The organism is Kitasatospora sp. NPDC051705 (genome assembly GCF_044453265.1).
In the GTDB taxonomy this organism is placed as follows: domain Bacteria; phylum Actinomycetota; class Actinomycetes; order Streptomycetales; family Streptomycetaceae; genus Kitasatospora.
Window position 1 is genome coordinate 1 of record NZ_JBITCO010000041.1, and the last position, 24,233, is coordinate 24,233.

Here is a 24,233-nt window from a genome sequence, read left to right on the forward strand (position 1 = left end):
GGCCAACCCCCCCGCGCGCGCGGTGGGCGCCCCCCCCCCCCCGGCGCGGGGCGGCGGGGGGGGCCCCCGCCCGCCGCCCCCCGCGGGGGGCCCGCGGGGGGGGGGGGGGGCCCCGCGGCCGCGCCCCCCCCCCACCGCCGTTGTGCGCGGCGGCTCTCCGCGCGGTTCCTCCTGAAGGACGGCCTTGCCCGCCAGGAGGAACCCTGGGAACCGGACGGGCCTCCAGCCGATCGGCCCGGGAACGTGCAGGGCGCTCATCACGTGCCGGACGCGGACACGTCGCTCGCCCGTCCGGGCACGAGGCGGGGGCACAGCGGCAGGCGGCGACCTACCGGGCACTCCGCCGCGCGCATGATCGATAGCCTGCCGGAGGATCGCCGGGAAGCGGCAGGCTCCTCCACCCGCTCCGCACGAGGCCGTCGTCGAGGCGGAACGCGTCATCGGATCCGCCTTCCCCTCCCGTTTCTGCTGCCGAGGGCGGCTGCTGGCCGCAGGGGATCGATCTCGCCCAGTGGCTGGTGGCCGCGACGGACGGGGAACTGCGCTTCGCCTGAACCCTGGTGGCGTGCTCCAGAAGGCGGCCAGCGCCCGTCCCACCGACCTGCCGGCGGGATCCGTGCGAAGCCGGGCACGGGCCTCTCGCGCTCCGGACCGTCCGGGTCCCAGACCTTCCCGGCTCCGCCAGCGGGCAGGTCCCGGGATGGGTCCCGCGTAGGCACGCCCCGCACCAGAGCGATGCCATGACGCTCAGGGAAGGCGACCGTGGAGCGGTGAAGGCCGGATGGAGGCCGACCCGTCCGCACTCCGGGCACACGCACGCTGCCGGTGCGGGCTCGTTGAGCCGGCCCTTCCGGTGGACGTCGAGCCACGTCGGGATCCTCGTCGGACTGTTTTCGGGTCGCTGCTGTAAGGCCGGCTGGGATGCTCAGAGGATCCGGGCCGGCGATTTTCCGCGGAAAATTCTGTGGCTCCGGACGGTCGGCAGCACCGGTGTCCGGCTCGTCGACTCGGCCAGCCGAGGGGCGGAAGCCGCACTCAGCCCGATCCCCCGGTCGCCGGTTCGGCCGGCCGCCCCGCCGGTGGCGTCGGGTCGCGGCGGAGCCGAATGCGGGGAGAGCAGCCGGGTCAGGAATTCGGATGTCCTGCCGGTGAGGCCGTGCGAGCATCGGCGGGTGATCGACGATGAGGAGTTGTTCGGCGCCGACCTGATCGGGAGGCGACTGCTGAAGGTGACCACGGCCTGGCACCACTACGCGGACGACGATCCGTCGCTGCTGCACCTGTGGCTCCACCTGGAGGGGCTGGGCCCGGTCCTGTTCCGCACGCCCTCGACGGGCTTGTCGCTGCGGGCCTCCCAGCCGTATGAGCCGTACTCGATGGACGAGTACGGAAGCGTCTCGGTGAGCGAGTACGGTTCGCCGGACGTTGCGGTGACCCGCTTCATCGGGCAGTCAATCCGCTCGGTCCGGGAGATCGATTACGACGACGGCCGGGTCCGCTTCACCGCCGGCCTCACGCTCCAGTTCCAGGACGGGAGTGTCCGCCTGCTCGGCCTCGTCGACGAGCTCCTCATCGCGCACGACCAGTACCTCGGCCCGGTCGAGGCCCATCTGCACTAGGACGTGACCATCGCGCGAGTGGTGCGGGCCTGCAGGAGCGGCCCTTCGCAGTGGGACGCCTGGACGACCACGGGCCAGTACCTGTACCTGCGGTACCGGCACGGCGAGGGAAGTGTCGAGCGGCATCCGGACCAGTCCACCGGCACCTGGGACGGCGAGGAGTCGATCCTCTGGGCCAGGTGGGACGACGGAACCGACGGCGACTCGATCGCACTCACCGACTTCCTCGCCATGGCCGGCCTGCGGCTGGCCCCGGACGCCGAGGTCCACACCACACCGCCGATCGACCCGAAGGCCTGAGAACGATGGCCACGAGCCCCAGTCGCGATTACGCGATCACCGCGATGTACTCCGTACCTGACGACGCGTGGTATCTGGAACTGGACCTCGTCCGGGAGCAACGGGCCGTGGTGACCGCGGTCATCCCCGACGAGGATCCGGCATGCGAGCCGACGGTGTGCTTCGATCCCCAAGGACGGCACCTCGACATCCCGTACGAGGTCATGCGTTGGTTCATGGACCAGGTCGCGGAGGAGATCCGGACGGCCCGCGCCTGGATGCGGCTGCGGCCCGAGCTGGTGGAGGTCGTCCACCGCCTGCGTCAGGAGTATCTGGGCTGCGTCGATGACACCGACTTCCCCGATGTCCTGGCGGAGGTACGCGCGGCTGTCCCCGATGCGGATCTCCCCGCTGTCCTCGCGGCCGCCTTCGGGCGAGAGCCCGACGGCTCCTTCATGGACGGCACACAGGTGTTCCAGCTTGTCGATGCGATGGCGGCGGGAAGCGATCACCGCCCCGCCGCTCCCTCATCCGGGGTCGATGTCTCGTGTCAGGCCGGGTGAGTACCCGTTGGCCGGTGGCCCGCCACGCCACGGGTGCTCGTTCCTCCGGTCGACCGGCCAGGGTGACGACCTCGTTCGAGGTCGGTGATGCGGTGGCCACGCTCCAGGGCGTCGGCCGTGGCGTCCTGGAGCGACCCTGGATCCGGCACATGTCGGAGCCGGCTCCGCCTTTCTCCCGGGCCTCTTCGACCTGAACCCGCAGGACCCGGACGTGCCGCCTGCCTCCGGGGCGGGCCGTCGCTGAGCGGGGATCACCGGTATGGCTGAGCAGCGGAGGTACAGCACCGCCGATCCGGCCGGGCGGAGGTGCCAGTGCGCGCTGGCCGGCTGGCTCGCGATTTTCTGCGGAAAATTCATGGCGCGGAGATCCGTGGACGGTGGAGCGTGCCTGAAGTCCGCCGGGTCCCATTGCCGAGGCGTTGCCGGGCTCACCGTGAGCCGCTCGTTCGGCAGTCCTCGCAGACGGTCGGCCGACCTCTCGTCGGCGGTAGCATTCGTCGGACCAGTGATCTGCCCGCAAAGGTTCACCGGGTGCGCTGCACCCCTGGCGGGGAGTACTCCTTGCGCTGGCTCTCGATCTCGGCAGACAGCACGACCATGTCGTGCAGATGCTTGTAGTACTTGGCCGCGTACTCGTCGTCGATCGCCGGAAGGACCTTCCCGAACGCCGACGTCAGCCGCGTCAGGCGCGCGTGGGCCGGCTCGCTGAGCAGGTCTTCGTAGACGCAGGCGGCGTAGGCATAGGCGTCCGAGTCGAGCATCACCATGTCCCGACCCTCGATGTCCAGGCCGCGGAAGCCGGGCGGGAACGGCCTGGCCATGTGCTCTGCCATCATCTGCGCAAGCGCGTCGAGCTTCTCATCCAGCATGGGGAGATCCTGCCAGGCAACCCGGCGAACCTTTGCGGTCACAGCACTGGAGAGCCAGAAACGCCTCGACCTCGCGTGCCAGGGCGGGCGGTATGTCGGCCAGCCCCGAGATGGCCAGGCGGACATCCCGCCTGAGGTCGGGACGCTCGCTCCAGACCTCGGCACTCCTGGTGAGAACGGCGGCCAGGAGATCGCCCTCGTACATGTCACCCTCCGCCAGCGGGCCGACCCGGAGGGCCTCGACCGCCAGGGGGAGGACGTAGGCGAGGCCCACGTCCTGTCTGATCAGCAACCGCATGTCCTCGACCGTCAGGCTGCCGATCGGCTTGCGCCGAAGTTCGCGCACGGTCGCCGTCAGCCGGGTCTCGCCGGCCGATGGGGCCGCCCAGCGGTCGCGCTCAAGATCCTCGAGAGAGCGGTCACGGTTCACGTGTCGTAGCACCGCCCGATAGTTTCACGCCGGATCCCGCACGCGGTCCCGGTACTGCCGACCGTGCGCCGTCGCGCGCCCTCCGGTGCCCGTCCTCGGAGGCGGTTTCCCGGGGCCCGGATTTTCCGCGGAAAATCGAAGCCCGGTGTCTGGGGGTCGCCGGGCGGTGATCCCGGGGCCTGCCGGCTCTCCCTCACCGGCGACCTCGCGGGGCGGAGATCTGCTGTGGGCCGGCCTCCGGCGGGCCCGGATTTTCCGCAGAAGATCCTCTGCGGGGCCGCGGTCAGTCCCGGCAGACCTGAGCCGGCACCGGAGGCACGCCAGCTGCTCCGGCTTCTCCTCGTAGTCCACGGGTGTGTCGCCGAGGTGGTGGGCGCCCTCCGCACGCGCGTCGATGGTGAAGAAGCCACTCCGGTCGTAGTAGCCGACGAAGACGTTCTCGGCGACACTGCCGGGGCAGGTGGTCGGGGGCGTGAGCTTCAGCCGGACGCCGTCGTGGACGTCGTGGAAGCCGACTGTCCAGCCCTGCCCGGTCGGGGATCGGCGGGCCCGCTCCGTCGCCTCGGCGGCCTGTTCGTGGGTGAGCCCGGTGAGCGTGAAGGCGGCGCTGACCGCCGCCGTGCCGGGTTCGTGCGGAGGGGTTGTCCCCCAGGTTGCCGACGAAGTGGGCGAGCCCCCGTCGGTGGCAGTCGGAGGTGTCGGACTGGACACCGGGGTTGTGCAGCAACTCGATCGGCAGCCCGTCGGACAGGCCGAGCGCGTCGTAGACGGCCAGCGTCGGGCCGTTCAGGTGCTCGGCGGTGGCGGCCGGATCGGCGACCGGGAAGAGCTTCCCCCTCCCAGACCCCGGTGACCCTCACCCCGCCGAACACCACCGCACCCGCCGCCGCGTAGCCCGCGAGCATGAGGGCCGCCCTGCGTGTCCGACTGCCCCGCCGACAGCCGATTCCCATGGTTCGTATCGTGTCCCGCGAGGTCCGGCCGTTTCATGAGTACCCGTACTCGACCCGGCGTCCTGTCCTCAGCTCCGCCCTTCCCGCCCACTCCCCCGCAGGCTCCGGTGTCTCCCGGCGGCGTCAGGCGAGCATCCGGAGGGCCGTCTCGCGGAGCTGTTCGTCCAGGTGCCGCTCCTCGACGGGGAACCACGGGTCGTACTCGCGCAGCAGGCGGCGCTCACTGGTCCCGTAGTGCGGCAGGCGCGGTGCCAGGTCTGACGGGTAGGGCGGTCCGATCCGGTGAAGTGCCTGCAGGGCTCGTACCCCCACCGGGAGAGACGGGTCGACCAACGCGGTCAGGACGGGAACCGCGAGAGACGGGTCGCCGGTGATGTGCCAGTGGGCCTCCGCGGAGTGCAACCGGGTCCAGTCCGAGCCGTCGTCGAGATGCCGCTCGATCAGGGGCAGCAGGGGAGCGGCGGCTTCACCCAGGCGGCCCGCCTCCACGATCTGGCGTGCGCTGTCCGCCAGCCCGTGCTCCAGCAGCCGCAGGGCGGCGTCCGGATCGCCGCCGAGGCAGGCGGCGGTGACCGTCGCGGCGGTGGCGAGGCTGTCGTCGCCGGTGGTGCGGGCGAGGGTTTCCAGTCGGTCGAGGAGTTCGGCGTCCCGGATCGCCCAGTCGGCGAAGCGGTGGACGAGGGCCCGGGTGGGATGCCGCAGCAGCAGGCGCGTGAGGTCGGGCAGATGGGCGAGGGCTTCCTCGGGGGAGAGGCCGGCGTAGAGGCCGTCCAGTCCGGTGCCGTCAGGGTGCCGCAGGGCGAGGCGCTGGTGCTCGGGGCTGCGGGTCCGGACGGCGAGTGCGGCCAATGCCTCCGGGCTCGGGTCGGGAACCTCGGTGAGCAGGCGTGGATCACCGAGCTGACCGAGGACCGTCTGGGCCATGCGGGCGGCGAGGAAGTCGCTGCGGGTGTGGGGGAGGAGGCCGTCGGCGAGCGCCGGGTCGGGGTGGCGGACGTAGGGCAGCCACCGGGAGACGGCGCCGATCAGGATGCCGAGGTCCCAGGGGGAGTGCTCGTGCGGCAGGGCGGCGCCGAGCAGGCCGACGGTCTCGTCCTCGCGGTCGCGCCACAGCTCGGACAGCTGACGGGCGCGGCGTATGCCTCGGCCCTGGTGGTCTCCTCGGGCGATCCAACCGCGGGCCACCGCCGCGAGGGCGTCCGCGTCCTCGGTCAGGATCCAGGCGCGTTCGTCGGTGCTTCCGATCCCCGGAACGAACTCGTCGGTGTCGGCGTCGAGCGCGCCTGCTCCCGGTCGTCGGAGTAGAGGGCGCGTGTCCAGCCGGGGACGTCGCCGCCGTCGCCGTAGGCGTGGCCGAGGGACGGCCAGTCGATGGTGTCCAGTTCTTCAGGTGGTCTCACGTTCGCGAACTCTAGGCGCCGGTGCCGACACGCGGGCCGGACGTGAACGTGCTCCCCGGCCAGGCGTCATCCGGCCCGCGCCCTGCCGATCGATTTTCCGCGGAAAATCCCACCGGCCCTGGTGCCTGCGACCGGGCCGGTGACACGGGCGCCGAACGCGAGCGGCGATCCAGGCGGTGCTGAGGCATCGCCTCGCCAGGTCGGACGGGTCACTGCGGGCCGTGAATTTTCTGCGGAAAATTCCGTAGCACGGACTCAGCCGGGCCTCCGTGCGGAGCGTGACCGGTGGGGACAGCTGTCACTCGGAGCGGGCTCAGGCCTGGTTCTTTCAGAAGACTCTGATCGTCGTCGGCACCATCTGGTCGATCGATCTGTCACCGGCGCCGGGCTTCTCGCTGCGTCGTCACCGTGATCAGCTCTCACCTTGGAACGGGATACCGGCCGCCGTGGACCCACCCGGTGCCGAATCCCGTAGCCACCTTTGCGTTCGGTCTCCACAGTCACCGCATGGCCACCGAGGACGAGCAGGCAGGTCAGCCAGACATCTCCGCGATGCTCGGATGATCGAATGTCAAACGTACGGACGCACCGGCTCTGGACCACTGCGGAAGCGCGTCCTGCTGGCCCCGTGACCGTGCCTCGGCCGATCTCGCCTACCGGAGCGCAGAAGACGTGGACCAGCTGGGTAAGGACATGGTCCACTGCGTGCATGAGCTTGTCGGTAGACGTGTTCACCGCTGATGAGAACGGTGAGTCCCGCTTTCTTGACGTCCCCGAAGGGTCGTCTGATCTTGCCGGCTTCGAGAGCTGGCGCACCACGGTGTGGGGATCGGAAACCGTCCGCTCACTCGGTGCGCGGTTCTTCCCTCAGCTGGCTGGAGACGATCTCCGTGTTCCCCCGGAGGACGTTCCGGAGTTCATCGAGGAAGTCCTCCTGCTCCAGGGAAACGTCGAGTCCATCGCCGCTCGCATGGACTCGTCCAAGCCCGTCGCCCAGCGCGTCGGCGAGATCGCCGGTCGGCTGAACAACATCCTCGACGCCGCCCACCGGGCCTCGCGGATCCGCGGCGGAGTCCAGATCTGGTAGGCAACGCGCAGGATTCCGTGAGGCGGCCGATCACTCGCCGCGGACCGACCACAACGGTGCGACCGGAATCGAAATCGGTGAACAAGCCAATCGGCAGCCGATCGTCGTCGACACACCTGAACCACACAGTCCAGCGACCTGCCGAATCCACCGGCTCGTGGAACCGGTGCCGCTGACGGATTCCGGCGGGCTGGTGGCATCCCGCTCGACCAGCCACACGCAGTCGCGTCCACGTCCACGGGCGGGGTGGGATGTCAGTGCCATCGGGGATGCTCGGTGGCTGACGACCTCACGACAGAGGGCCTTCAGGTGTCGATCAATACTGCCAGCCGTCGCCGTGCAACGTCGTCGCTGACCGCCGCGTTCCCCGGTGCGGAGATCATCGACGTGACCTCCAAGGCACCGGACCCGTGGGTGCGGCTGAGCCCGTTCTACCCGCACGGCGGCATTCCCGTCCCGTACAGCGACGGTGTGACCGGTGAATCGGTGGAGGGGATCTGGCAGGCCCTCAAGGTCTTCCAGGACTCCGACGTCGACCCCGCGAAGCTCGGCGTCACCACGATGAAAGGCCTGAAACGGACGGTCCGTCGACACGGCCCCGTCCGGGGACACCGAGCCGGCCTGCACGGCGACCGGCTGCTGTCCTACGAGACGGCCCGCCGTCGGATCTATCTGCCGGCCTACCGCTGGATCCTGGAGCACCGCGCCGCCGATCTGGTCGAGCTGATCGGGAGCAAGGACGACGTCGTACTCCTCGACTACACCACCAACGGGGACGTCACCGACCTCACCAGCCCGCTCTCGCACGCGGCGCTCATCCAGCTCTACATCGAGGGGCGCTGGTCCGACGAGGAGGGGATCGAGGAGTCCGGCGGGATCGCCGGGCGAATGCCATGAGTGCCGCCGGGACGGGGCGCGACGGGTGGGCCGGGGTCCGCGGATGCTCGGTTGTCGCTGGGCGGGATCGGACCCGCTGATTTTCCGCGGAAAATTCCGAAGGACCCCGGAGCACCGACCCAGGGCCGGGATCCGCCTCACGGGGCACCCGGTCCGTGCCGCCAGGATCGGTGCCGCCAGGGTTCATGTCGACCGACTTCCCTCCGTCTCGAATTTTCCGCGGAAAATTCCCGAGGCTGATCCAGGAGCCGTCCGGAGTGTGCTCGGTCCGGGACGGCGCCTCAGGCCTCAGACATCACGGCGCCAGCGATCGCCGGCGAAGCGGGACAACGCGGCCTCCAGGGCCAGCGGCACCACCTCGGTGGAGCCCAGCTCCCACACCCTGACCCAGCCTTGCGAGTCGGTGAGGTGGCGCGGGGTCGCCAGCCCGGTCACCGGCCTCATCACGAGACAGTAGGAGACGTTCACACCGGGGGCGCCGTCCTCCGCGTTCCGGCTGAACCGGATCCGGCGCACCCGGACCTCCGTCACCTGGTCCCACCGCAGCCGCAGGCGGCGGCCCTCGTTGAGCTGCACGCCCTCGCCGTCGATGCGAAGCCGCGTCGCCACCATCCGCAAGGCCAGTCCTCCCAGGACGAGGACGCCGAGCACCGCCGCCAGCAGAGGCCACCAGCGCGCCAGCAGGAGCCAGCTCTGGTGCAGATCGGCACGGAAGTCCGGCCCCGAGGCCATCGGGGAGACCACCAGAAGGAAGACGGCGGTCAGCGCCGACAGGTCGGACGTCAGCGCCCGCAGGGCCCTGACGGTGCCCACGCTGCTCCTGAGGACCACCTCGCGTGGAGCCTCGGCGCTGTCGGCCGTCCCGCCCGGCGCCGCACCCGCAAGCCTGTCCCTGAGCGCGGCGTGCCGGAACTGGTAGACCGTGCCGACCCGCCGGAGCACGCCCAGCCGGCGGCCCTCCTCGAGGAAGCCCAGGACATCCCGTGGCAGACGTCGCCGTCCCGCAAGGAAGAGGCGTGTGGCGTACCAGCGGCCCCATCGGCTGAGAGCCATCAGCACCGCGGCCGAGCACGACCAGGCGATGGCGAGCCCGCCGACGATGAGAAGCGGATCACCGTAGAGCCAGTGGAAGAACGCCACGGACGTCCCTGCGACGGCCGGAGCGACCACCACGGCCTCCACCCGGGCGACCCTGCGCTCGCCGCGCAGCAACTGCGCCGGTCTGGCCGCCAGATCGGACTCGGACGAACGGGTCAGCAGCACACCGGACACCAGGGGGAGGACGAACACGCACAGGTACGCCGATGTGCTGCCGGGCAGGGCGACGCCGACGGCCGCGGTGGTCAGCGCCGACCCTGCCAGTAGCAGCTGTCCACTGGTTCCGGGCGCGGGCCGGCGCGGGCGGTCGTCGAAGCCGCTGAACAGGTGCCTCGTCAGGATCCTCCCGAACGCCGTGGTGACGATGGCGACCGAGGCGACGGCCCCGAGTGCCTGGCCCACTCCCGCGATCCCGAGCCCGGGGCATGGGGGAGAGGCCCCGAGGAGGGCGGCGAGCCCCGCGAACGCGTAGCTCGCCGACGTGCCGCAGACGGCTGCGGCGACGATGACGACGGCGCCCCAGACGCCCGGTTCGGTCGGCAGGCTCCGCAGCTTCCACCACGCGATGGTGTGGGTGCGCCGACGGTGGAGCTCGGCGGCGAGGAAGGCGAAGTAGGCGGGCGCCCTGCTGGGCCTCCAGCGGCGTACCGGTCCGGGGAGGTAGGACGGCCGTGGCCCCTGCGCGCAGACGGCGGGGATCACCCCGTCCAGGAGATGGCCCTCGACGTCGGCCCGCGTGGGCAGCCGCTTCGCGTCGAGCAGCTCACGCGGGTCGGCCTCCTTCGGCGTGTACACCGTCGCCGCGAGCCCGAGCATCAGGGGTGAGGAGAGGGCCTGGGCGACCGGGCCCTCGGGATCGCTCTCCATCGTCTCGAAGACCTGGCGCCAGGATCCGAGGCGTTCTTGATCGCACAGCTGGTCGAGGTAGGTCCGTCCGGCCTCGGGCGGAACCGGCAGGACACGCAGCACCGGAACACCCCGAAGGAGGGGCACCTCGTCGACGGCGTCCTGGTAGGCCTCTGGTCTGGACGTCAGGACCAGCGACTCTCCCGTATCGAACAGAAGGGTGAGCGCTTTGGCGGCATCCCCGCGGGCGAGCGGCAGCAGCTCGTCGAAGCCGTCCAGTACCGGAACGATCCGCCGGTTCTGCACCAGCGCCTTCACCGTGTACGGATCGAGGCCTTTGACGCGCTCCTCGTAGTCCTCGCTCACCCGCCTGACGACCCAGTCCCAGAGGTTGACCTCCGGGTTCCAGTCCGACAGTGACAGGATGACGGGAACGGCCTCCCCGGAGTCCGGCTCCCTGCCCTTCAGCAGTCCGAGGACGAGAAGGACGGCGATGGAGGACTTGCCCGCTCCGGGTGCCCCGGTGATCACCAGTTGGTGCGGCGAGAGCGCGGCGGCACGTGCGACCAGAGCCTCGAGCCCGACCGGCTCAGGGCGCCTCTCGTCCGGCTCGTTTCCGTGCCCCTGCTCCAGCTCGCAGGGAATCCTCATCGGAACGCGCCTCCGCAGGCCGCGAACGCCGGCCTCATCCCGCCATTGATCCAGGACCTCGCGGGCCAGCCCGTCCAACGCATCGCTCTCGGCGTCGGCGGAGGCGGAGCGTGCGCGATGGGAGCCGGGGGAGGAGCCCACGTAGATGTCGCGGGCGCTCCCGGTCTGGATCAAGTTCCGGACCGGACCCTCGTTGCGGTTGTGTACCTCTTCAGTCACCTCGACATGCTGTCAGGCGGGACGGCGGTGGCGAGGGGCTTCGATGGACTGCGCGGGCAGTGCCGCTCTGGCTGACGCGGCTTGATGGAGCTGAGGTCTTCAGCGGAACATCGGAGTCCTGTTCAATCAAGATCTGTGCTCATGCCTTTGAACATAAAAGACATGGATAAACATGTTCCAGTTGTAAGCGATCAAGTCCCAGCCCGGCTCGTCCATCGGATGACCTTCACGATCACCGTCCGACTGGCCTTGGTCACGGTGATGCAGAACCCAAGCAAGCTGGCTGGCGCGAAAGGCATCAGCGGGTACTGCCTCACGCCGACGAATGGTGCTGTCTGGCAAGCCAGCGCGGGCCCAGCTGCTGACACAGGGCTTGTACATGACGGCCTGTCCGCAGTCTCACCGGCGGCCAACGGCTTGCCCCACGGGTGCGGGGCGGACCCTGCCCTCGGGATCGACCTCATGCGGGTTGGCCTCGGAGGAAGGCGTGGCCGGCCTCGTGGAGGGTGTACTCGTGTCGTGGTGTGGCGTGGCCGGTGGGTCCGGCACTCCAGAGCAGCCGTCCGCTCTCGGGGGCGACCGGGGGCGCGCCGATGAGGCCTGCGGCTCGGGTGGTGGCGGTGACGCGTACGTGGGCGCAGACGACGGAGCCTTCGTACTGGTCGCTGGAGAGGACCAGGCACAGGGGCGGTCGGTTGACCGGGTCGTGGATGAGACCGGCCGTGCGGACCATGAGTTGCTCGATTTCGTCCGGGCCGGCCGCGCGGATGGTGAGGGGCCCGAAGCTCTCCAGCAGGTCGACGGCCCTGACCCCGTCGAACCAAACGTCGAGCGTTTCCTGCCCTTCGTGCCAGGCGGCGCTGCGCAGCAGCAGCGTCATGTGGCCAATGCCGTAGCGCCAGATACGAAAACGCCGCCCCGTCGGGAAGCTTGATGATGCCACGTCGAGGGCTCGATCGTTCATCGCTCCATGATCGCCGACCCGGCCGGTCGGCGGAAGCCTCACCGCGGACCTCCGCCGCCTCCGATTGCTGCATCCTGGCCAGCCGTCAGACCTCCCGATGCGGCGGGGACCGGCTCGGGGCGAGCATCGGTGGCCTGTTCGTGCCTGCTCGTCCGGACTCCAGCCGGGTCCGGGTGCCAGCGCAGGTGATGGTCGACGCCGTCGCGCTGCTCCATGATCCGGGCGGCGCGTCCCGTCGGTCGGCCCGCGGCCGCCGGTTGCCGGTCCGCCGTTCCGTCCCGCTGCCGTTCAGTCCCGTCTGCCGCCGGCGGGACGGTGTTGCTGGTGCTGGGTCGCGGCCTGCCGTCCTGCCGTCCGTCGTGGTGCCGTGCTTCCCGCCCGCTATCGGGCCTCGCGGTCCTGGTTGGCTGCCGGGCCCGGTCTGGGGCGGTGTCGAGGACGTGTTCGTCCGCTCGTCGGGCGGCCGCCTGTCGGTCGGTGCCGCTGGCTTTGTTCACGAGTTGCGGTTCTGGCTCAACTTCCGGATGCCGTTGGTGATCTTCATGAGCGACGGGTTCGAGTCCCGTCGCTCAGTTGTTGGCACAGGTGCTGGAAGCGGGTGATCTGGCCTCGTTGGGGGTCGGTTGATCCGCTGTCGTTGCGGTGCTGACTGAGGCGGATGATGTTGGTTCCGGCTGCAGTGAGAACGTGCTGGACGTGGGTCTTCGCTGTGCCGCGGTAGCGGCAGTTGCGCAGGCCATGGGCGTGTACCGTCTCGGAGACGGTGGCCTCGCAGCCCGCTCTCATGGCGTATCGGTCCTGCCAGGCCCTGGTCTTCTGCTCTTTCCTGACACGGTTCTGGATCTCCTGCAGAGGCTGTGGCAGAAGCAGGACGTGGCGGCCTTTGCCGTCGACGTTTCCGGTGCACTTCGGGCGGTCGTCGCAGGCCCGGCAGACAGCGCGTGGGAAGAGAACCGAGAGGCGTGGCTGTCCATCGGCGAGGGTCGGTTTCCAGGGTGGGCTGGTGGCGCCGTTGGGACAAGTAAGCGTTCTTTCCTCCCAGTTGGGATGGAAGTCTTCCTTGTCGAAGCCGGGGAGTGCCCGCGACCTGGGTGGGAGCCGAACGGGGCCGACCAGGTCGATTCCGTACTCGGTCTTGGCCCGGTGGATGGTGGCGGGGCTGGTGTATCCGCCGTCGACCAGGTGCTCGGCCGGCGCCAGATCGCGTGCGGCGAGGTCGGAGTGGATCCGTTCCAGAGTGTCGATGTCCTGCTCAGGTGCCGGGGTGGTGGCGACGTGCACGATCACGTTCGGCAGGCCGGTGTCGCAGGTCTCGGTCCGGTGGTCCTTGTAGCCGACCCACTCGGCCTTGCCGGGCTTGTGACTGAAGCGGGCCTGCGGATCGTGGGGAGAAACGATCTCCACCGACGACCATGGCACCCGGGCAAAGGCGGGGTCGGGTCGTCCGTCGGATGCCTCCGCGGACGTTGAGCGCCGCGGACTGTGGCGTCGGCTCAGTCGGTCGCGGGTCTGCTTGGGCCCGCGCCAGCACAGGTCACCGTGTTCGTCCTACCAGTACTGCTGGACCCAGACCTGCCGCATCACCTCGACCTTGGGCAGCCACCGTAGCCGGGCCGGAGCGTCAGGGGAGAGGAGGGCTTGGAACAGGCGCATGCCGTCCGCACCGACCGTGAGCGCGTACCGCCTGCGCTCGCTCGTCTCCTTGGGCAGTCGGTCGTAGCGGACCGGCCTGCCTAACGCCTGGCCCACCCGTCCGTCATCAGGGCGGATATCCAGTTCTCGTCAGCTGCGGCCAGTTCCTCCAAGGCCGCGCGCAGGGTCTCGCCGACCAGCTCGATCCGGCCCAGACGCCGCACCGCCGCCAGGACGTGCGTGGAGTCGGTCCGCTGTCGCCGGCGCCGTTTGACCAGCCCCGCCTCCGCCAGCCGTTCCACCGTCAACGTCAGCAACCGGTCCGCTCGATCGCCCTCGGCCATCCGGTCACGGAACTCGCTGAGCACCGAGAAATCGAAGCCCGGATCATCCAACTCCAGTCCCAGGCAGTAATTTCCAGTCCAGACGACACCTGACGGCCTCGGCAGCCTGACGGTCGGTGAGGTTCTGCGCGTATTGCAGCACTGACACCAGCGCCAGTCGCGCCGGTGACAGACCACGGCGTCCGTCAGCGGGATACCACTCGGCGAAGTCATCGTCCGTGAATAGCCCGTCCAGATGATCCCGCACCCACATCGCAGCCGTGCCCCGAGGATTGCTCGCTCGTGCCATCCGCGCAGTCAGCGGCGGGATCTCCCGCCCGGACCATGAACCCATCGCGACCGTAGCCCACCCCTCTGACCAGACCGACTTCCAGGGCCAGGACAGCAGACAGACATGGGAACACTCAGCCGAAAGAAAGCTATATCACTCTCGCCAGTGAAGATCACCAACAGCATCAGGAAGTTGAGTCAGAACCGAAACTCGTGAACAGAGCCACGGCTGACCCCCGCGGCTGCGGGGAGAAGATGCGGGAGTCGGGCAGCGTGCCCCTTGCGTACGGCTGACCCCCTCCGGTGCGGGGTGTCCACGAACAGTGGTCTGTCCGGGTGGGCGGACAGCTCGTGGTCCTGGCTGGCGGACAGCTCATCTCCCGTTGCTGTATGACTTTCTTCGCCCAGGTAGGCGTATGTGTAGGAGCGGGTCTTACGATCAAGCCCATGACGAGCACTCCGGAGTCATGGACCATTCGGCACTTCTCCCGGGCCAAACCTGCCGGTCCGGGTTGCGACAGCATGCCGGCGCTGTTGCGGAGGCTGGCCGATTCGATCGAAGAGTTGGGCCCGGTTGAGGTTCAGGACGTCGTCATCGAGTCGGAGATGACCGAGCACGGACCTTGGCGGTCGGGGACGGTCTACTTCCACCTGCCCGAAGACGACTGAGCGCCGTGGTCGGGACGGGCGAGGTCGACGCGGCTTTCGGACTCGCAGCGGCGGCACGCAGGTCACGCGGATGCGGGTCAAGATGGCGGCAGCGGTCGAGCTGGCCGGTCCTGCGGATGGTCGCGGTAGTGTTCGGGCCGGATCAACGGCTTGTCGGCCAGCGAGAGCCGGTGCCTGGCGACCTCCGTCAGCCCGGCCGGACCCTGCAGCCACTCGGGCCGATGCGGCAGCCGGGCCAGATCCACGACAACGACAAGCTCGTCGACGTCCGCGTGCACGAACGCCTCCTGCCCGACCAGGCCGGGAGCTGCCACGGCTGACCCCCGCGGGTGCGGGGAGGAGGGACGGGACCAACTCCCGCGAGGGCGAGCGGACGGCTGACCCCCGCGGGTGCGGGGAGGAGGCGGCCTGCGAGGGCAGTGACACCGATCTGTTCGGCTGACCCCCGCGGGTGCGGGGAGGAGACATCGACACCCCCCCGAGGGGGAGGCAAGACCCGGCTGACCCCCGCGGGTGCGGGGAGGAGTCCTCACTGGCGACAGCGTCCTGCGCGGTCCGCGGCTGACCCCCGCGGGTGCGGGGAGGAGGGGTCGCACACCTTCTGCTTCAGTCGGCGGTGCGGCTGACCCCCGCGGGTGCGGGGAGGAGAGACCTCGCCCCGCCCGGCTCGACCGGCGGGGCGGCTGACCCCCGCGGGTGCGGGGAGGAGTCCGGCAACCACATCCCCCAGGGCATCACCGACGGCTGACCCCCGCGGGTGCGGGGAGGAGGGTCTCCACCGCTTTCCGGTGTTCGGCGCGGGCGGCTGACCCCCGCGGGTGCGGGGAGGAGACTTTGTGACCTGCGGCGTTGTGGAGGCTTTGCGACTTCTTGACCATGCGAGCGGTGCGTCTGATGCCCAGTATCGAGGTGTCAAGGAGCGCTCACATGATGCCACGGGTGCCGGTGACAGGCGGCGGCCCCCCGCAGAGTAGGGGGCCGACCTGATCGCCGGAGGCTCGCCGCTCTCGTGTCGGACCCGCGAGTGGCCAAAAGCTCCAACTTAAAGGGTGCTTGGGGCTGGCTGGAGGTGCCTGAATCGTTACACGAACTACGCCGAACGCTCCTCGGGTCCCAGTGACTTCGGACGATGCGTCGAGGGCCCGTCGGCCAGGCTTTCGCCTGCCCTTGAATCCGATGTGAGGGCCATCAGCATTGTCAGTGACGACTGATAGACCCTCAGGTATGAACGAGAGCCAGCCCGTTGGTGGATTCGAGCCGGTCGATCCCGACTCCCGCCTGTGGGGCAAGAGTGCCGGCCTGCCTGGTCCGTACCCCGTGATCTGCCACCTCCTGGACACCGCCGCGGTCGCAGGCGCGCTGTGGGATGCGGTCCCTAGCGAGCGCGTGCGGGCGCGGGTCGCTGGGGCCGTTGGCGTCAGCGAGTCCGAGGCCCGGGCGATGGTGATGCTGTGGGCTGGGCTCCACGACGTCGGGAAGATCTCACTGCACTTCCAGCAGCAGGTCGCCGGGGAGTTCGCGAAGCTGGTGGGGGACCCGGCGTACGCGGAGGACAATCCGGCGGCGAGGCGTAGCGGAAACCTGAGGCACGAGACGGCCACGCACTGGGGGCTGGTGGAGTTCTTCAAGCAGTGCGGCTACCCGCTCCACAAGCCGGTCAGGAAGTCGCCGGCCCACCAGATCGCCCAGTTGCTCGGCGGGCACCACGGATGCTTCGCCCCCACGCTGCAGGTGAAGGAGATCAATAACCCGTCTGGCTACCAGCCCGCTCTCGGCACCGCCGAGGGCTGGCGGGAGCAACGGCTCGCGCACGCCCACGCGGTCAGGCGGACGGTTGGGGCCGAGAAGCCGCTGGGGTCCGTGCTGCCCGGTGAGCTGGCGGTGGTCGTCGCCGGGCTGGTCGTGGTGGCCGACTGGCTGGTCAGCCAGGTCGACGTCATCGGGCCGCGGATGCCCGGGGAGGGCTGGAAGACCGGGGACTCGGAGCTCGCCGAGCACTTCGATGTGGCAGCCAAGGCCGCGCCGAGGTGGGTGCGGGAGGCGGGCCTCGGGCGGGCGGCGTTTCCGGGGAAGGCGTTCTCCCAGCAGTTCCCGTTTCCCCCGAACATGCTGCAGGCCGACGTCGCGGAGCACCTTCCCGCAGTGGTGGAGGGGCCGGGGCTGCTGCTGGTCACGGCCCCGACCGGGGACGGCAAGACGGAGACCGCCCTGCACGCGGCCTCCGTGATCGCGCGGGCTTCGGGTGCCTCCGGGCTCTATTTCGCGCTGCCGACGATGGCCACGGCGGACGCGATGTTCACCCGCGTCCGCCGGTTCGCGAAGAAGAACGTCGAGGGCGATCGCGCGCTCACGCTGCTGCACAGCATGGCCTGGCTGGGCCCGGACTACGCCCCCGGGCAAGGGGCGACGGACGGGTCGGCGGTCCTCGCGGACACCGAGGCCGGCCAGTGGCTGCGCACGGGGCGGCGGGGCCTGCTGGCGCCGCTCGCCAACGGCACCGTCGACCAGGCACTCACCGGGGTGCTGCCGGTCCGCTACGGCTTCCTGCGGCTGTTCGGCCTGTCGGACAAGGTGCTGGTGGTGGACGAGGCGCACGCCTACGGCCCGTGGATGCACAGCCTGCTGGTGCGGCTGCTGGAGTGGCTCGGCGCGCTCGGCGCCCCGGTCGTGCTGCTGTCGGCGACCCTGACCGGCAGGGCGGCCTCGTCGCTCGTCGACGCCTACCGGCGCGGTGCGGGGTTCCGCGAGCCCTCCGCGGTGGAGCCCCGCTACCCGGGGTGGCTGTTCGTGGACGCGGGCAGCGGGGAGGTGTCCACGCCGCGCCAGGTGGGCAGCAGCCGCACCAGGACCCTGTGTATCGAGACCCGCCGGGTGCACTGGGACGTCCGGGACGAGGAGGTCACCGGGGAGCCCAGACGGCAGGGGCGCCGGGATGCCCTGCGCGAGATCCTCGAACCGGTGACCACCGAGGGCGGCTGCGTCCTCGTCTGCTGTACCACCGTGGACGAGGCCCAGCGCACCTACCGCTACCTGGCGTCGGTCCTGCCCGACCTCGCCGCGCGCGAGGGCGGCCTGCGGCTGCTGCACTCCCGCTATCCCGCCCACGAGCGCCGGCGTATCACCACCGAGTGCGAGGCCGCGTACGGGACGCCCGCGAGCGACACGGCGGCGGCGGCCCCGCGCCAGGGATCGATCCTGGTGGCCACCCAGATCGTCGAACAGTCCCTCGACCTCGACTTCGACCTGATCGTCTCGGACCTCGCCCCGCTCGCGCAGCTCCTGCAGCGCGCCGGCCGTGCCAAGCGCCACGAGCGCGCCGACCGTCCCGCCTGGACCGGTCCGGTGGCCGAGCCGCGCATGGTCGTGCTGGAGCCGACCGACGGGAAGGGCCGCGTGGCCGCACCCCGCTCCTGGGGCACCGTCTACGACGCATCGCTGCTGCGCCGCACCAGCCTGCTGCTCGCCCGGCAGTCCGGCGGCGTCGTCGAGGTGCCGGGCGATGTCCAGCGGCTCGTGGACGAGGTCTACGCGGACGACTTCGGCGCCGACCTGGAGAAGGCCGCCTCGGCCGAGCTCCAGCGTATGGACGTCGAGCGCATCGCCTCGGAGGCCGCCGAGGAACAGCTGGCGGAGGTCACCGTGATCCCGTCACCGGACGACGTGGTCGACGACCTCTCCAAGCTCAGCGAGCGCGGCTTCGCCGTCTCGGAGGATCTGCTGACCACCCGACTCGGGGCGGACAGCGGCCGCGCCGTATGTCTCTTCGAACGGGGGACCGGATGGAGCCTCGATCCCGACCGCGACGTTCCGCTGCCCACGGGTGCGGCGAACCGGGACGAGATCGGGCTGATCATGCGGCACACCGTGCCGCTGCCCGGGCGGTGGACAGCCGGTCGCACGGAGGAGAACGCCGTACCGAAGGCGTGGGGTGACCGGCCCCTGCTCGCCGACCTGGCACTGCTGCGCATGCGCCCTGACGGTGACCGGTGGACGGCCCGGCTGGGGGAGCGGCGACTCATGTACTCGAACGTGGGAATTTCCGAGAACTAGCGTCATAGGCACCGCACTTGACGCTACGTTGGCTATGCCGGTCCCCGAGCGGGATCGTCGTCCGTCAGGGACCGGCGTGACCCCCGCGCGCGCGGGGACAGGTCTGCCGACACGGGCCGTTTCCTAGGCACCGCACGGCTCACCCCCGCTCGCTCGCGGGGACCGCGCAGAGCCTACCCATCCTGTGACCACCCGCACCCGCCTCGCCGGAGGCCGCATGCCATCCGCACCACCTGCCTACGACCTCCTCGACGAACCGTGGATCCCCGTCCGCTGGATCGCCGTCCAGGGGACGAACGACACGGCGGTCTCCGCCACCGTCCGCCCGCCCAGGGTCGGCCTGCGGGAACTCCTCCTGCGCGCCCACGAGATCGCGCAGATCGCGATCGCCGACCCACCGGCGCTCTCCGCCCTGTACCGCGTCCTGTACGCGATCACCGCCCGTGTGGCCGAGCTCGACGAGGCCGGTCCCGGCGACTGGTCCGCGCGCCGGGACGACCTGATCACCGAGGGGCGGTTCGGCGATGAGCGGGTCGACCGGTACCTGACGCCGGTGCGCGGCCGCTTCGACCTCTTCGACCCCGTGCGTCCGTTCCTGCAGGACCCCCGGCTCGCCGAGCAGTGCGACCCCGCGAACACCGCCGGTGTCGACAAGCTCATCACCACCCGCCCCTCGGGCAACAACCACTCCTGGTTCCAGCACGTCAACAGTGCCGCCCCCGAGCTGCCGACCTCGGACCAGGCCGTACTGCACCTGCTCGTCTGGCACTACTACGGCCCCTCCGGACGCTGCTCCAGCCGTACCGTCGGCGGCGTCAAGGCGGCGAGCAGCAAGGCCGGACCGCTGCGAAGCACGCTCTCCTACCACCCGGAGGGCGAGACCCTGTTCGAGACCCTCCTGGCCGGACTGCCCGAGCCCGGCAAGGGCGTCACCCGCGAAGGCGACCTGTGCCCGTGGGAGCGTGCGGAACTGCCCGACCCCGCAGACGCTCCACCGCCGCTGGAAGGGCCGTGCTCCGCCCTCACGGCCCGCTCCCAGCACGCGCTGCTGCTGGTGCCCGACGCCACGGGCCGGTACGTGCGCGACGCGTTCATCACATGGGCGAACCAACTGAAGATCCCCCGTGAGGGCGACCCGTACCTGATCTGGCAGACCAGCAAAGAGGGCAACCTCTACCCCCGCCCCGCCGACTCCCAGCGTGCTCTGTGGCGCGACCTGGACGCCCTGCTGCTCGAGAACCCCGCAGGCAGCACCCGCCCACGGCGCCCCGAGGTGTTCCGTACCGCACTGGACGTCTCGGAAGTCCTGAGGGTCCGCGCGCTGGGATTCGAACAGGACGGCCAGGCCAAGGACATCCAGTTCGTCGACGCGCTCACCCCGCCGGTACTCGGCCTCGCAGAGGGCAAGGAGCCCGCGGTCGCGGTCGCGGTCGAGATCGGCCGTCTGCGCGTCCTGGGGGAGCGGTACGGCAACCGGCTCGACCGGGCCGTCAAGAAGGCGTGGGCGGCCTTCACCTCCGCTCCCAAGATCCGCGACTGCACCTGGGCCGTCGAAGCCGCGGCCCGCTACTGGCCCGCTGCCGAGGCCGAGTTCTGGAAGCGCCTGAACGAACGCGACTTCGACGGAGCGGCCGCGGCGTTCCGCGTCCTCGCCGAGCAGGCCTACGACACCGTCACCTACGGCGCGCTGGGCACCATGCGCGGGGCCAGGGCCTGCACCACCGCCCGCATCGAGCTGTACGGCGGGCCGGTGAAGCGCCCCGCCAAGACCGGCGCGGCCGGCGCTACCGGCCGCAGCGACACCAGTACGGAGGACGCATGAGCACGACCGGCACCATTCCGGGGCCCGCCACACCGGTGGACGACGCGGTCGGCACGCCGAAGGGGCCCTCCCTCATCCCCTCGCTGGGGCGGGCGCGTGCCTTCACCGCCAGGATCGACAAGCGCAGTCACGAGGATCCCGGCGTCCGCGCGGCCCTGCGCCGCGGCGTCGGCAAGGACCTGGACGCGGTGCCCTTCATGCACCGCTACGTGGCGTCCTGGCTCACCGAGGAGCAGACGCGCAGCCGCGACGTCCAGCGCGCCTTCTACACCGTCGCCTCCCTGATCGCCGCGCAGCGCCGCGACCAGTACGCCGCCGCGAAGGCCGAGGCGTCGAAGGAGAGCGGGCCGAAGGGCGAGGAGGCGGCCGACGCGGCCGGCCACCAGGCGGACCGTCCGGAGGACGAGGAGACCGCGACGGCCAGGCGGATCCCGTCGCGCAGCCTCGGCCACGCCTTCGCCGACGGTGTCATCAAGGGCGGCCAGACCGGCGGTCTGCGCGAGAGCTCGGCCGAGACCCGCCTGAACCTGCTGAGCCGGCAGAGCGTCGACGGACTGCACCGTCACCTGCCCGGCGCGGTCCGCCAGCTCCGCGGCTGCGACGTGGAGGTCGACTGGGCCCAGCTCCTCGTCGACCTCTGCCAGTGGCGGCGCCGCTCCGGCACCGTCAAGCGGATCTGGCTCCAGGACTACCACCGGGCCCTGCAGAGCGACGGAGAGCGCCGGGCCCGCGAGCACGACGACCAGAACGACACGACGGAAGCCGCCGACGCCGACACCACGGACGCCGCCGCCCCCGGGGCCTGAGCACTCCGGCCACCGACGGACCGCCACCCGCACCCACTCCAAGGAGCAGAGCATGCCCGGCCCCGACCGCACCACCGCCCGCTTCCTCGACATCCACGTCCTCCAGAGCGTCCCCTTCGCCAACCTCAACCGCGACGACAACAACTCGGTCAAGACCGTCCGCTACGGCGACACCGAGCGCACCCGCGTCAGCAGCCAGTCCTGGAAGCGCGCCGTCCGCGAGTACTTCCAGGACAGCTTCGGCGAACGGGCCCTGCGCACCCGCCGCATCGGCGCCCGCGTCACCCGCCTCCTCGAGGAGCAGCACGGCTGGCCCGCCGAACTCGCCCAGCGCGCCGGGCAGCACGTCGCCGCGGGCAGCAGCATCAAGTTCGAGACCGCGAAGGACTCACCCGTCATCACCACCAACGCCATGGTGTACGTGCCCGAGACCGCCGTCGCCGAACTCGCCGCCCTGGCCGAGGAGCACCGCGCCGAGCTCGAGAGCGCCAAGGACATCAAGAAGGCCGGCGACAAGAGCGTCCTGCCCAGGGACGCCGTCGACGCCGTCCTGCGCGGCCGCAACGGCGTCATCAACCTCTTCGGCCGCATGCTCGCCGAGGTCGACGACGCCGGGGTCGACGGCGCGGTGCAGGTCGCCCACGCCCTGACCACCCACGGTACGGATATCGAATTGGATTACTTTTCGGCGGTCGACGACGTCACCTCCGCCTGGGGGGACACGACCGGCAGCGCCCACATGGGACACGCCGAGTTCAGCGCCGGCGTCTTCTACCGCTACGCCACCGTCGACCTCGCCGACCTGGAGGCCAACCTCGGCGGCGACCGCGAGGCCGCCCGCGAACTCGCCGCCGGGTTCGCCGAGGCGTTCATCCTCTCCCTCCCGCGCGCCAAGAAGACCGCCACCGCCCCGCACACCATCCCCGACCTCGTCCACATCGCCGTCCGCAGCGACCGCCCGCTCTCCTACGCCGCCGCCTTCGAACAGCCCGTCGCCTCCCACGAGAACGGCGGCTACGGCCCCGCCTCCCGCGCCGCCCTCGCCCGCTACGCCGTGGCCGCCAACAGGCTCCTCGGCAGGCGCGGCACCCTCGCCGCCGCCTGGGCCAGCATGGAGGACAAGGACCTCGAGGGCCTCGGCACCCGCGTCGACTCCTTCCCCCAGCTCATCGACACCGCCATCGCCGAGGCCTTCACCGCCGGCCGCGCCGGGGCCGCCGCGTCCGTCACCGCCGGAGCCGGCGCATGAGCACCCCCGCCCCCACCCGAGGACTTCTGCTGCGCCTGGCCGCGCCACTGCAGTCCTGGGGCGAGACCGGTCAGTTCAACGAGCGCGACACCGCGCTCTTCCCAACCCGCTCCGGCGTCATCGGCCTGCTCGCCTCGGCCCTCGGCCGCAAACGGGGCGAGGACATCAACGACCTCGCCGCTCTCTCGCTGACCGTCCGCACCGACCGTCCGGGCGTCATCCTGCGCGACCTGCACACCGTCGGCGGCGGCCTGCCCGCACCCCGCACGGTCACCACCGCCGAGGGCAGGAAGCGAAGCGGCGCCACCGCGACCCTGCTCTCCCACCGCTACTACCTCGCCGACGCCGCCTTCACCGCCGTCGTCACCGCGCCCCCCGACCGCCTCGACGAGTGGGCCCAGGCGCTGCGCGACCCGCACTGGCCCCCCTACCTGGGACGCCGATCCTGCCCGCCCGAAGGCCCCCTGCTGCTCGGCCTCGTCGACGAACCGCTGCACCACCTCGTCCACCTGCCGATCGCCCGACGGGCCCGCGCGGGCACCACGACCGTCGACGTCGTCTTCCACGGCGACCAGCCGCTCGACCGCCTCGGCGACCACCCCCAGCCCGGGGACGACGACGGCAGCACACCCGCCGGCGAGGTCACCGACGACCCGGTCGACTTCCACCCCCGGCGCCGGGCCTACCGCGCCCGCCCCCGCTACCAGCGCACCCTCACCCTGCCCGCCGACCGCTGCAAGGGCCTCGCCGCCGGCTACCTGACCGCCCTCGGCGACCACCTGGCCCGGCACACCACCCGCCCGGAAAGCATCCCCGCATGACCCTGTGGCTCACCCGCATCATCCCCGACCCGCGCAGCCGCGAGGCCCGCCGCGACACCGCCGGCGCCGTCGACCTGCACCACCGCATGATGTCGCTCTTCCCCGACCACGTAGCCACTGATGAACCGCGCCGCCGGCTCGGCGTGCTCTTCCGCACCGAATCCACGCCCGCCGGCGACCAGATCCTCCTCCAGAGCGCCGAACGGCCCGACCTCGACCGCCTTCCCACCAGCTACGGGCAGGCGGTGACCAAGACCCTCACCCCGCTCCTGGACGCCCTGCGGCCCGGCCTCCACATCCGCTACCGCATCGCCGCCAACCCCATCCGCAAGCCCGGCCGCGCCACCCGCGAGCTCTACCGGCTCAAAGCCGTCGTCCCCCTCCAGGGCACGGCCGCCGACGAATGGTGGGCCCGCCAGGCCCGGTCCTGCGGCCTCGACCTCGCCACCCTCCACTCCAGCCCCCTCGACGCCGCCACGGGCCACCGCCGCAGCGACCAGCGCCGCATCAAGCACGACCGCGTCCTGTTCGAAGGCACCGCCGCCATCACCGACGCCGACCTCCTGCGCACCCGCCTCACCGACGGCATCGGCAAGGGCAAGGCCTACGGCTGCGGCCTGCTCAGCATCGCCCCCCACCGGGGGCCCCAGTGACCGCCCGCCGCCCCGACCCCGGCAGCGCCCGGCGCAGACTCG

At 71.0% G+C, this 24,233-nt stretch carries 24 protein-coding genes and 1 CRISPR repeat array; of the genes, 12 read left to right on the forward strand and 12 right to left on the reverse strand.

The window, feature by feature from the left end:
• Positions 1-1,172 precede the first annotated feature (1,172 nt).
• The 3 genes from ACIA8Q_RS31940 to ACIA8Q_RS31950 are packed head-to-tail and all read left to right on the forward strand — an operon-like array spanning position 1,173 to position 2,461.
• The gene (locus ACIA8Q_RS31940; RefSeq protein ID WP_396318141.1) at positions 1,173-1,619 is read left to right on the forward strand and encodes a hypothetical protein; all 447 of its coding nucleotides are present in this window, start codon (positions 1,173-1,175) and stop codon (positions 1,617-1,619) included.
• A 3-nt stretch (positions 1,620-1,622) separates the two neighbouring features.
• The gene (locus ACIA8Q_RS31945; protein ID WP_396318142.1) at positions 1,623-1,919 is read left to right on the forward strand and encodes a hypothetical protein; all 297 of its coding nucleotides are present in this window, start codon (positions 1,623-1,625) and stop codon (positions 1,917-1,919) included.
• A gap of 5 nt (positions 1,920-1,924) precedes the next feature.
• Positions 1,925-2,461, forward strand: a complete 537-nt coding sequence (locus ACIA8Q_RS31950; RefSeq protein WP_387906630.1) for a hypothetical protein — start codon at positions 1,925-1,927, stop codon at positions 2,459-2,461.
• Positions 2,462-2,985: 524 nt separating this feature from the next.
• On the opposite strand, the gene ACIA8Q_RS31955 is transcribed toward ACIA8Q_RS31950, so the two are convergent.
• The 5 genes from ACIA8Q_RS31955 to ACIA8Q_RS31975 form a co-directional block, all read right to left on the reverse strand.
• Entirely contained in the window at positions 2,986-3,330 is a 345-nt protein-coding gene (locus ACIA8Q_RS31955; protein ID WP_396318143.1) for a hypothetical protein, read from the reverse strand.
• Positions 3,320-3,760 carry a contact-dependent growth inhibition system immunity protein gene (locus ACIA8Q_RS31960; RefSeq protein WP_396318144.1) on the reverse strand — a complete coding sequence of 147 codons (441 nt, stop codon included), beginning with the start codon at positions 3,758-3,760 and terminating at the stop codon, positions 3,320-3,322. The genes ACIA8Q_RS31955 and ACIA8Q_RS31960 overlap by 11 nt, the downstream gene beginning before the upstream one ends.
• Positions 3,761-3,784: 24 nt before the next feature.
• Positions 3,785-4,471, reverse strand: coding sequence for a hypothetical protein (locus ACIA8Q_RS31965; RefSeq protein ID WP_396318145.1), 687 nt, complete (start codon positions 4,469-4,471; stop codon positions 3,785-3,787).
• Positions 4,472-4,836: 365 nt separating this feature from the next.
• A complete protein-coding gene (locus tag ACIA8Q_RS31970) occupies positions 4,837-5,898 on the reverse strand; it encodes a hypothetical protein (protein WP_396318146.1) in 1,062 nt (353 codons plus the stop codon).
• A gap of 26 nt (positions 5,899-5,924) precedes the next feature.
• Entirely contained in the window at positions 5,925-6,113 is a 189-nt protein-coding gene (locus ACIA8Q_RS31975; RefSeq protein WP_396318147.1) for a hypothetical protein, read from the reverse strand.
• Positions 6,114-6,822: 709 nt separating this feature from the next.
• Between ACIA8Q_RS31975 and ACIA8Q_RS31980 the strand changes: the two genes are divergently transcribed.
• The gene (locus tag ACIA8Q_RS31980) at positions 6,823-7,200 is read left to right on the forward strand and encodes a hypothetical protein (RefSeq protein WP_396318148.1); all 378 of its coding nucleotides are present in this window, start codon (positions 6,823-6,825) and stop codon (positions 7,198-7,200) included.
• Between the two features lie 276 nt (positions 7,201-7,476).
• Positions 7,477-8,097 carry a DUF6939 family protein gene (locus ACIA8Q_RS31985; RefSeq protein ID WP_396318149.1) on the forward strand — a complete coding sequence of 207 codons (621 nt, stop codon included), beginning with the start codon at positions 7,477-7,479 and terminating at the stop codon, positions 8,095-8,097.
• Positions 8,098-8,385: 288 nt separating this feature from the next.
• Here the strand turns inward: ACIA8Q_RS31985 and ACIA8Q_RS31990 are convergent, their stop codons facing one another.
• The 6 genes from ACIA8Q_RS31990 to ACIA8Q_RS32015 form a co-directional block, all read right to left on the reverse strand.
• Positions 8,386-10,770: an NACHT domain-containing protein gene (locus tag ACIA8Q_RS31990; protein ID WP_396318150.1), complete on the reverse strand. Its 2,385-nt coding sequence runs from the start codon at positions 10,768-10,770 to the stop codon at positions 8,386-8,388.
• Between the two features lie 601 nt (positions 10,771-11,371).
• The gene (locus tag ACIA8Q_RS31995) at positions 11,372-11,875 is read right to left on the reverse strand and encodes a hypothetical protein (RefSeq protein WP_387906647.1); all 504 of its coding nucleotides are present in this window, start codon (positions 11,873-11,875) and stop codon (positions 11,372-11,374) included.
• A gap of 540 nt (positions 11,876-12,415) precedes the next feature.
• Positions 12,416-13,279: a transposase gene (locus ACIA8Q_RS32000; protein ID WP_396318151.1), complete on the reverse strand. Its 864-nt coding sequence runs from the start codon at positions 13,277-13,279 to the stop codon at positions 12,416-12,418.
• 144 nt (positions 13,280-13,423) lie between these two features.
• Positions 13,424-13,624: a hypothetical protein gene (locus ACIA8Q_RS32005; protein WP_396318152.1), complete on the reverse strand. Its 201-nt coding sequence runs from the start codon at positions 13,622-13,624 to the stop codon at positions 13,424-13,426.
• On the reverse strand, positions 13,609-13,875 hold the full coding sequence (locus tag ACIA8Q_RS32010) for a hypothetical protein (protein ID WP_396318153.1): 267 nt from the start codon (positions 13,873-13,875) through the stop codon (positions 13,609-13,611). The genes ACIA8Q_RS32005 and ACIA8Q_RS32010 overlap by 16 nt, the downstream gene beginning before the upstream one ends.
• A 19-nt stretch (positions 13,876-13,894) precedes the next feature.
• On the reverse strand, positions 13,895-14,185 hold the full coding sequence (locus ACIA8Q_RS32015; protein ID WP_396318154.1) for a transposase: 291 nt from the start codon (positions 14,183-14,185) through the stop codon (positions 13,895-13,897).
• A 383-nt stretch (positions 14,186-14,568) separates the two neighbouring features.
• Between ACIA8Q_RS32015 and ACIA8Q_RS32020 the strand changes: the two genes are divergently transcribed.
• Entirely contained in the window at positions 14,569-14,790 is a 222-nt protein-coding gene (locus ACIA8Q_RS32020) for a hypothetical protein (RefSeq protein ID WP_396318155.1), read from the forward strand.
• Between the two features lie 77 nt (positions 14,791-14,867).
• Here the strand turns inward: ACIA8Q_RS32020 and ACIA8Q_RS32025 are convergent, their stop codons facing one another.
• The gene (locus ACIA8Q_RS32025; RefSeq protein WP_396318156.1) at positions 14,868-15,068 is read right to left on the reverse strand and encodes a hypothetical protein; all 201 of its coding nucleotides are present in this window, start codon (positions 15,066-15,068) and stop codon (positions 14,868-14,870) included.
• Between the two features lie 35 nt (positions 15,069-15,103).
• A CRISPR array of direct repeats spans positions 15,104-15,621; the repeat unit is 29 nt; unit sequence CGGCTGACCCCCGCGGGTGCGGGGAGGAG.
• Positions 15,622-16,014: 393 nt separating this feature from the next.
• Here ACIA8Q_RS32025 and cas3 point away from each other — a divergent pair.
• From cas3 to cas6e, 6 genes are all read left to right on the forward strand, one after another.
• Positions 16,015-18,840 (forward strand): CRISPR-associated helicase Cas3', encoded by a 2,826-nt coding sequence (gene cas3 / locus ACIA8Q_RS32030; RefSeq protein ID WP_396318157.1) that lies wholly within the window; start codon positions 16,015-16,017, stop codon positions 18,838-18,840.
• Positions 18,841-19,057: 217 nt separating this feature from the next.
• Complete coding sequence (casA, locus tag ACIA8Q_RS32035; protein ID WP_396318158.1) at positions 19,058-20,662, forward strand: type I-E CRISPR-associated protein Cse1/CasA; 1,605 nt, start codon at positions 19,058-19,060, stop codon at positions 20,660-20,662.
• The gene (gene casB / locus ACIA8Q_RS32040; protein ID WP_396318159.1) at positions 20,659-21,468 is read left to right on the forward strand and encodes a type I-E CRISPR-associated protein Cse2/CasB; all 810 of its coding nucleotides are present in this window, start codon (positions 20,659-20,661) and stop codon (positions 21,466-21,468) included. The genes casA and casB overlap by 4 nt, the downstream gene beginning before the upstream one ends.
• Positions 21,469-21,520: 52 nt before the next feature.
• The gene (gene cas7e / locus ACIA8Q_RS32045) at positions 21,521-22,717 is read left to right on the forward strand and encodes a type I-E CRISPR-associated protein Cas7/Cse4/CasC (RefSeq protein ID WP_396318160.1); all 1,197 of its coding nucleotides are present in this window, start codon (positions 21,521-21,523) and stop codon (positions 22,715-22,717) included.
• Positions 22,714-23,538, forward strand: coding sequence for a type I-E CRISPR-associated protein Cas5/CasD (gene cas5e, locus ACIA8Q_RS32050; RefSeq protein ID WP_396318161.1), 825 nt, complete (start codon positions 22,714-22,716; stop codon positions 23,536-23,538). The genes cas7e and cas5e overlap by 4 nt, the downstream gene beginning before the upstream one ends.
• On the forward strand, positions 23,535-24,191 hold the full coding sequence (gene cas6e / locus ACIA8Q_RS32055) for a type I-E CRISPR-associated protein Cas6/Cse3/CasE (protein ID WP_396318162.1): 657 nt from the start codon (positions 23,535-23,537) through the stop codon (positions 24,189-24,191). The genes cas5e and cas6e overlap by 4 nt, the downstream gene beginning before the upstream one ends.
• Positions 24,192-24,233: the final 42 nt, after the last annotated feature.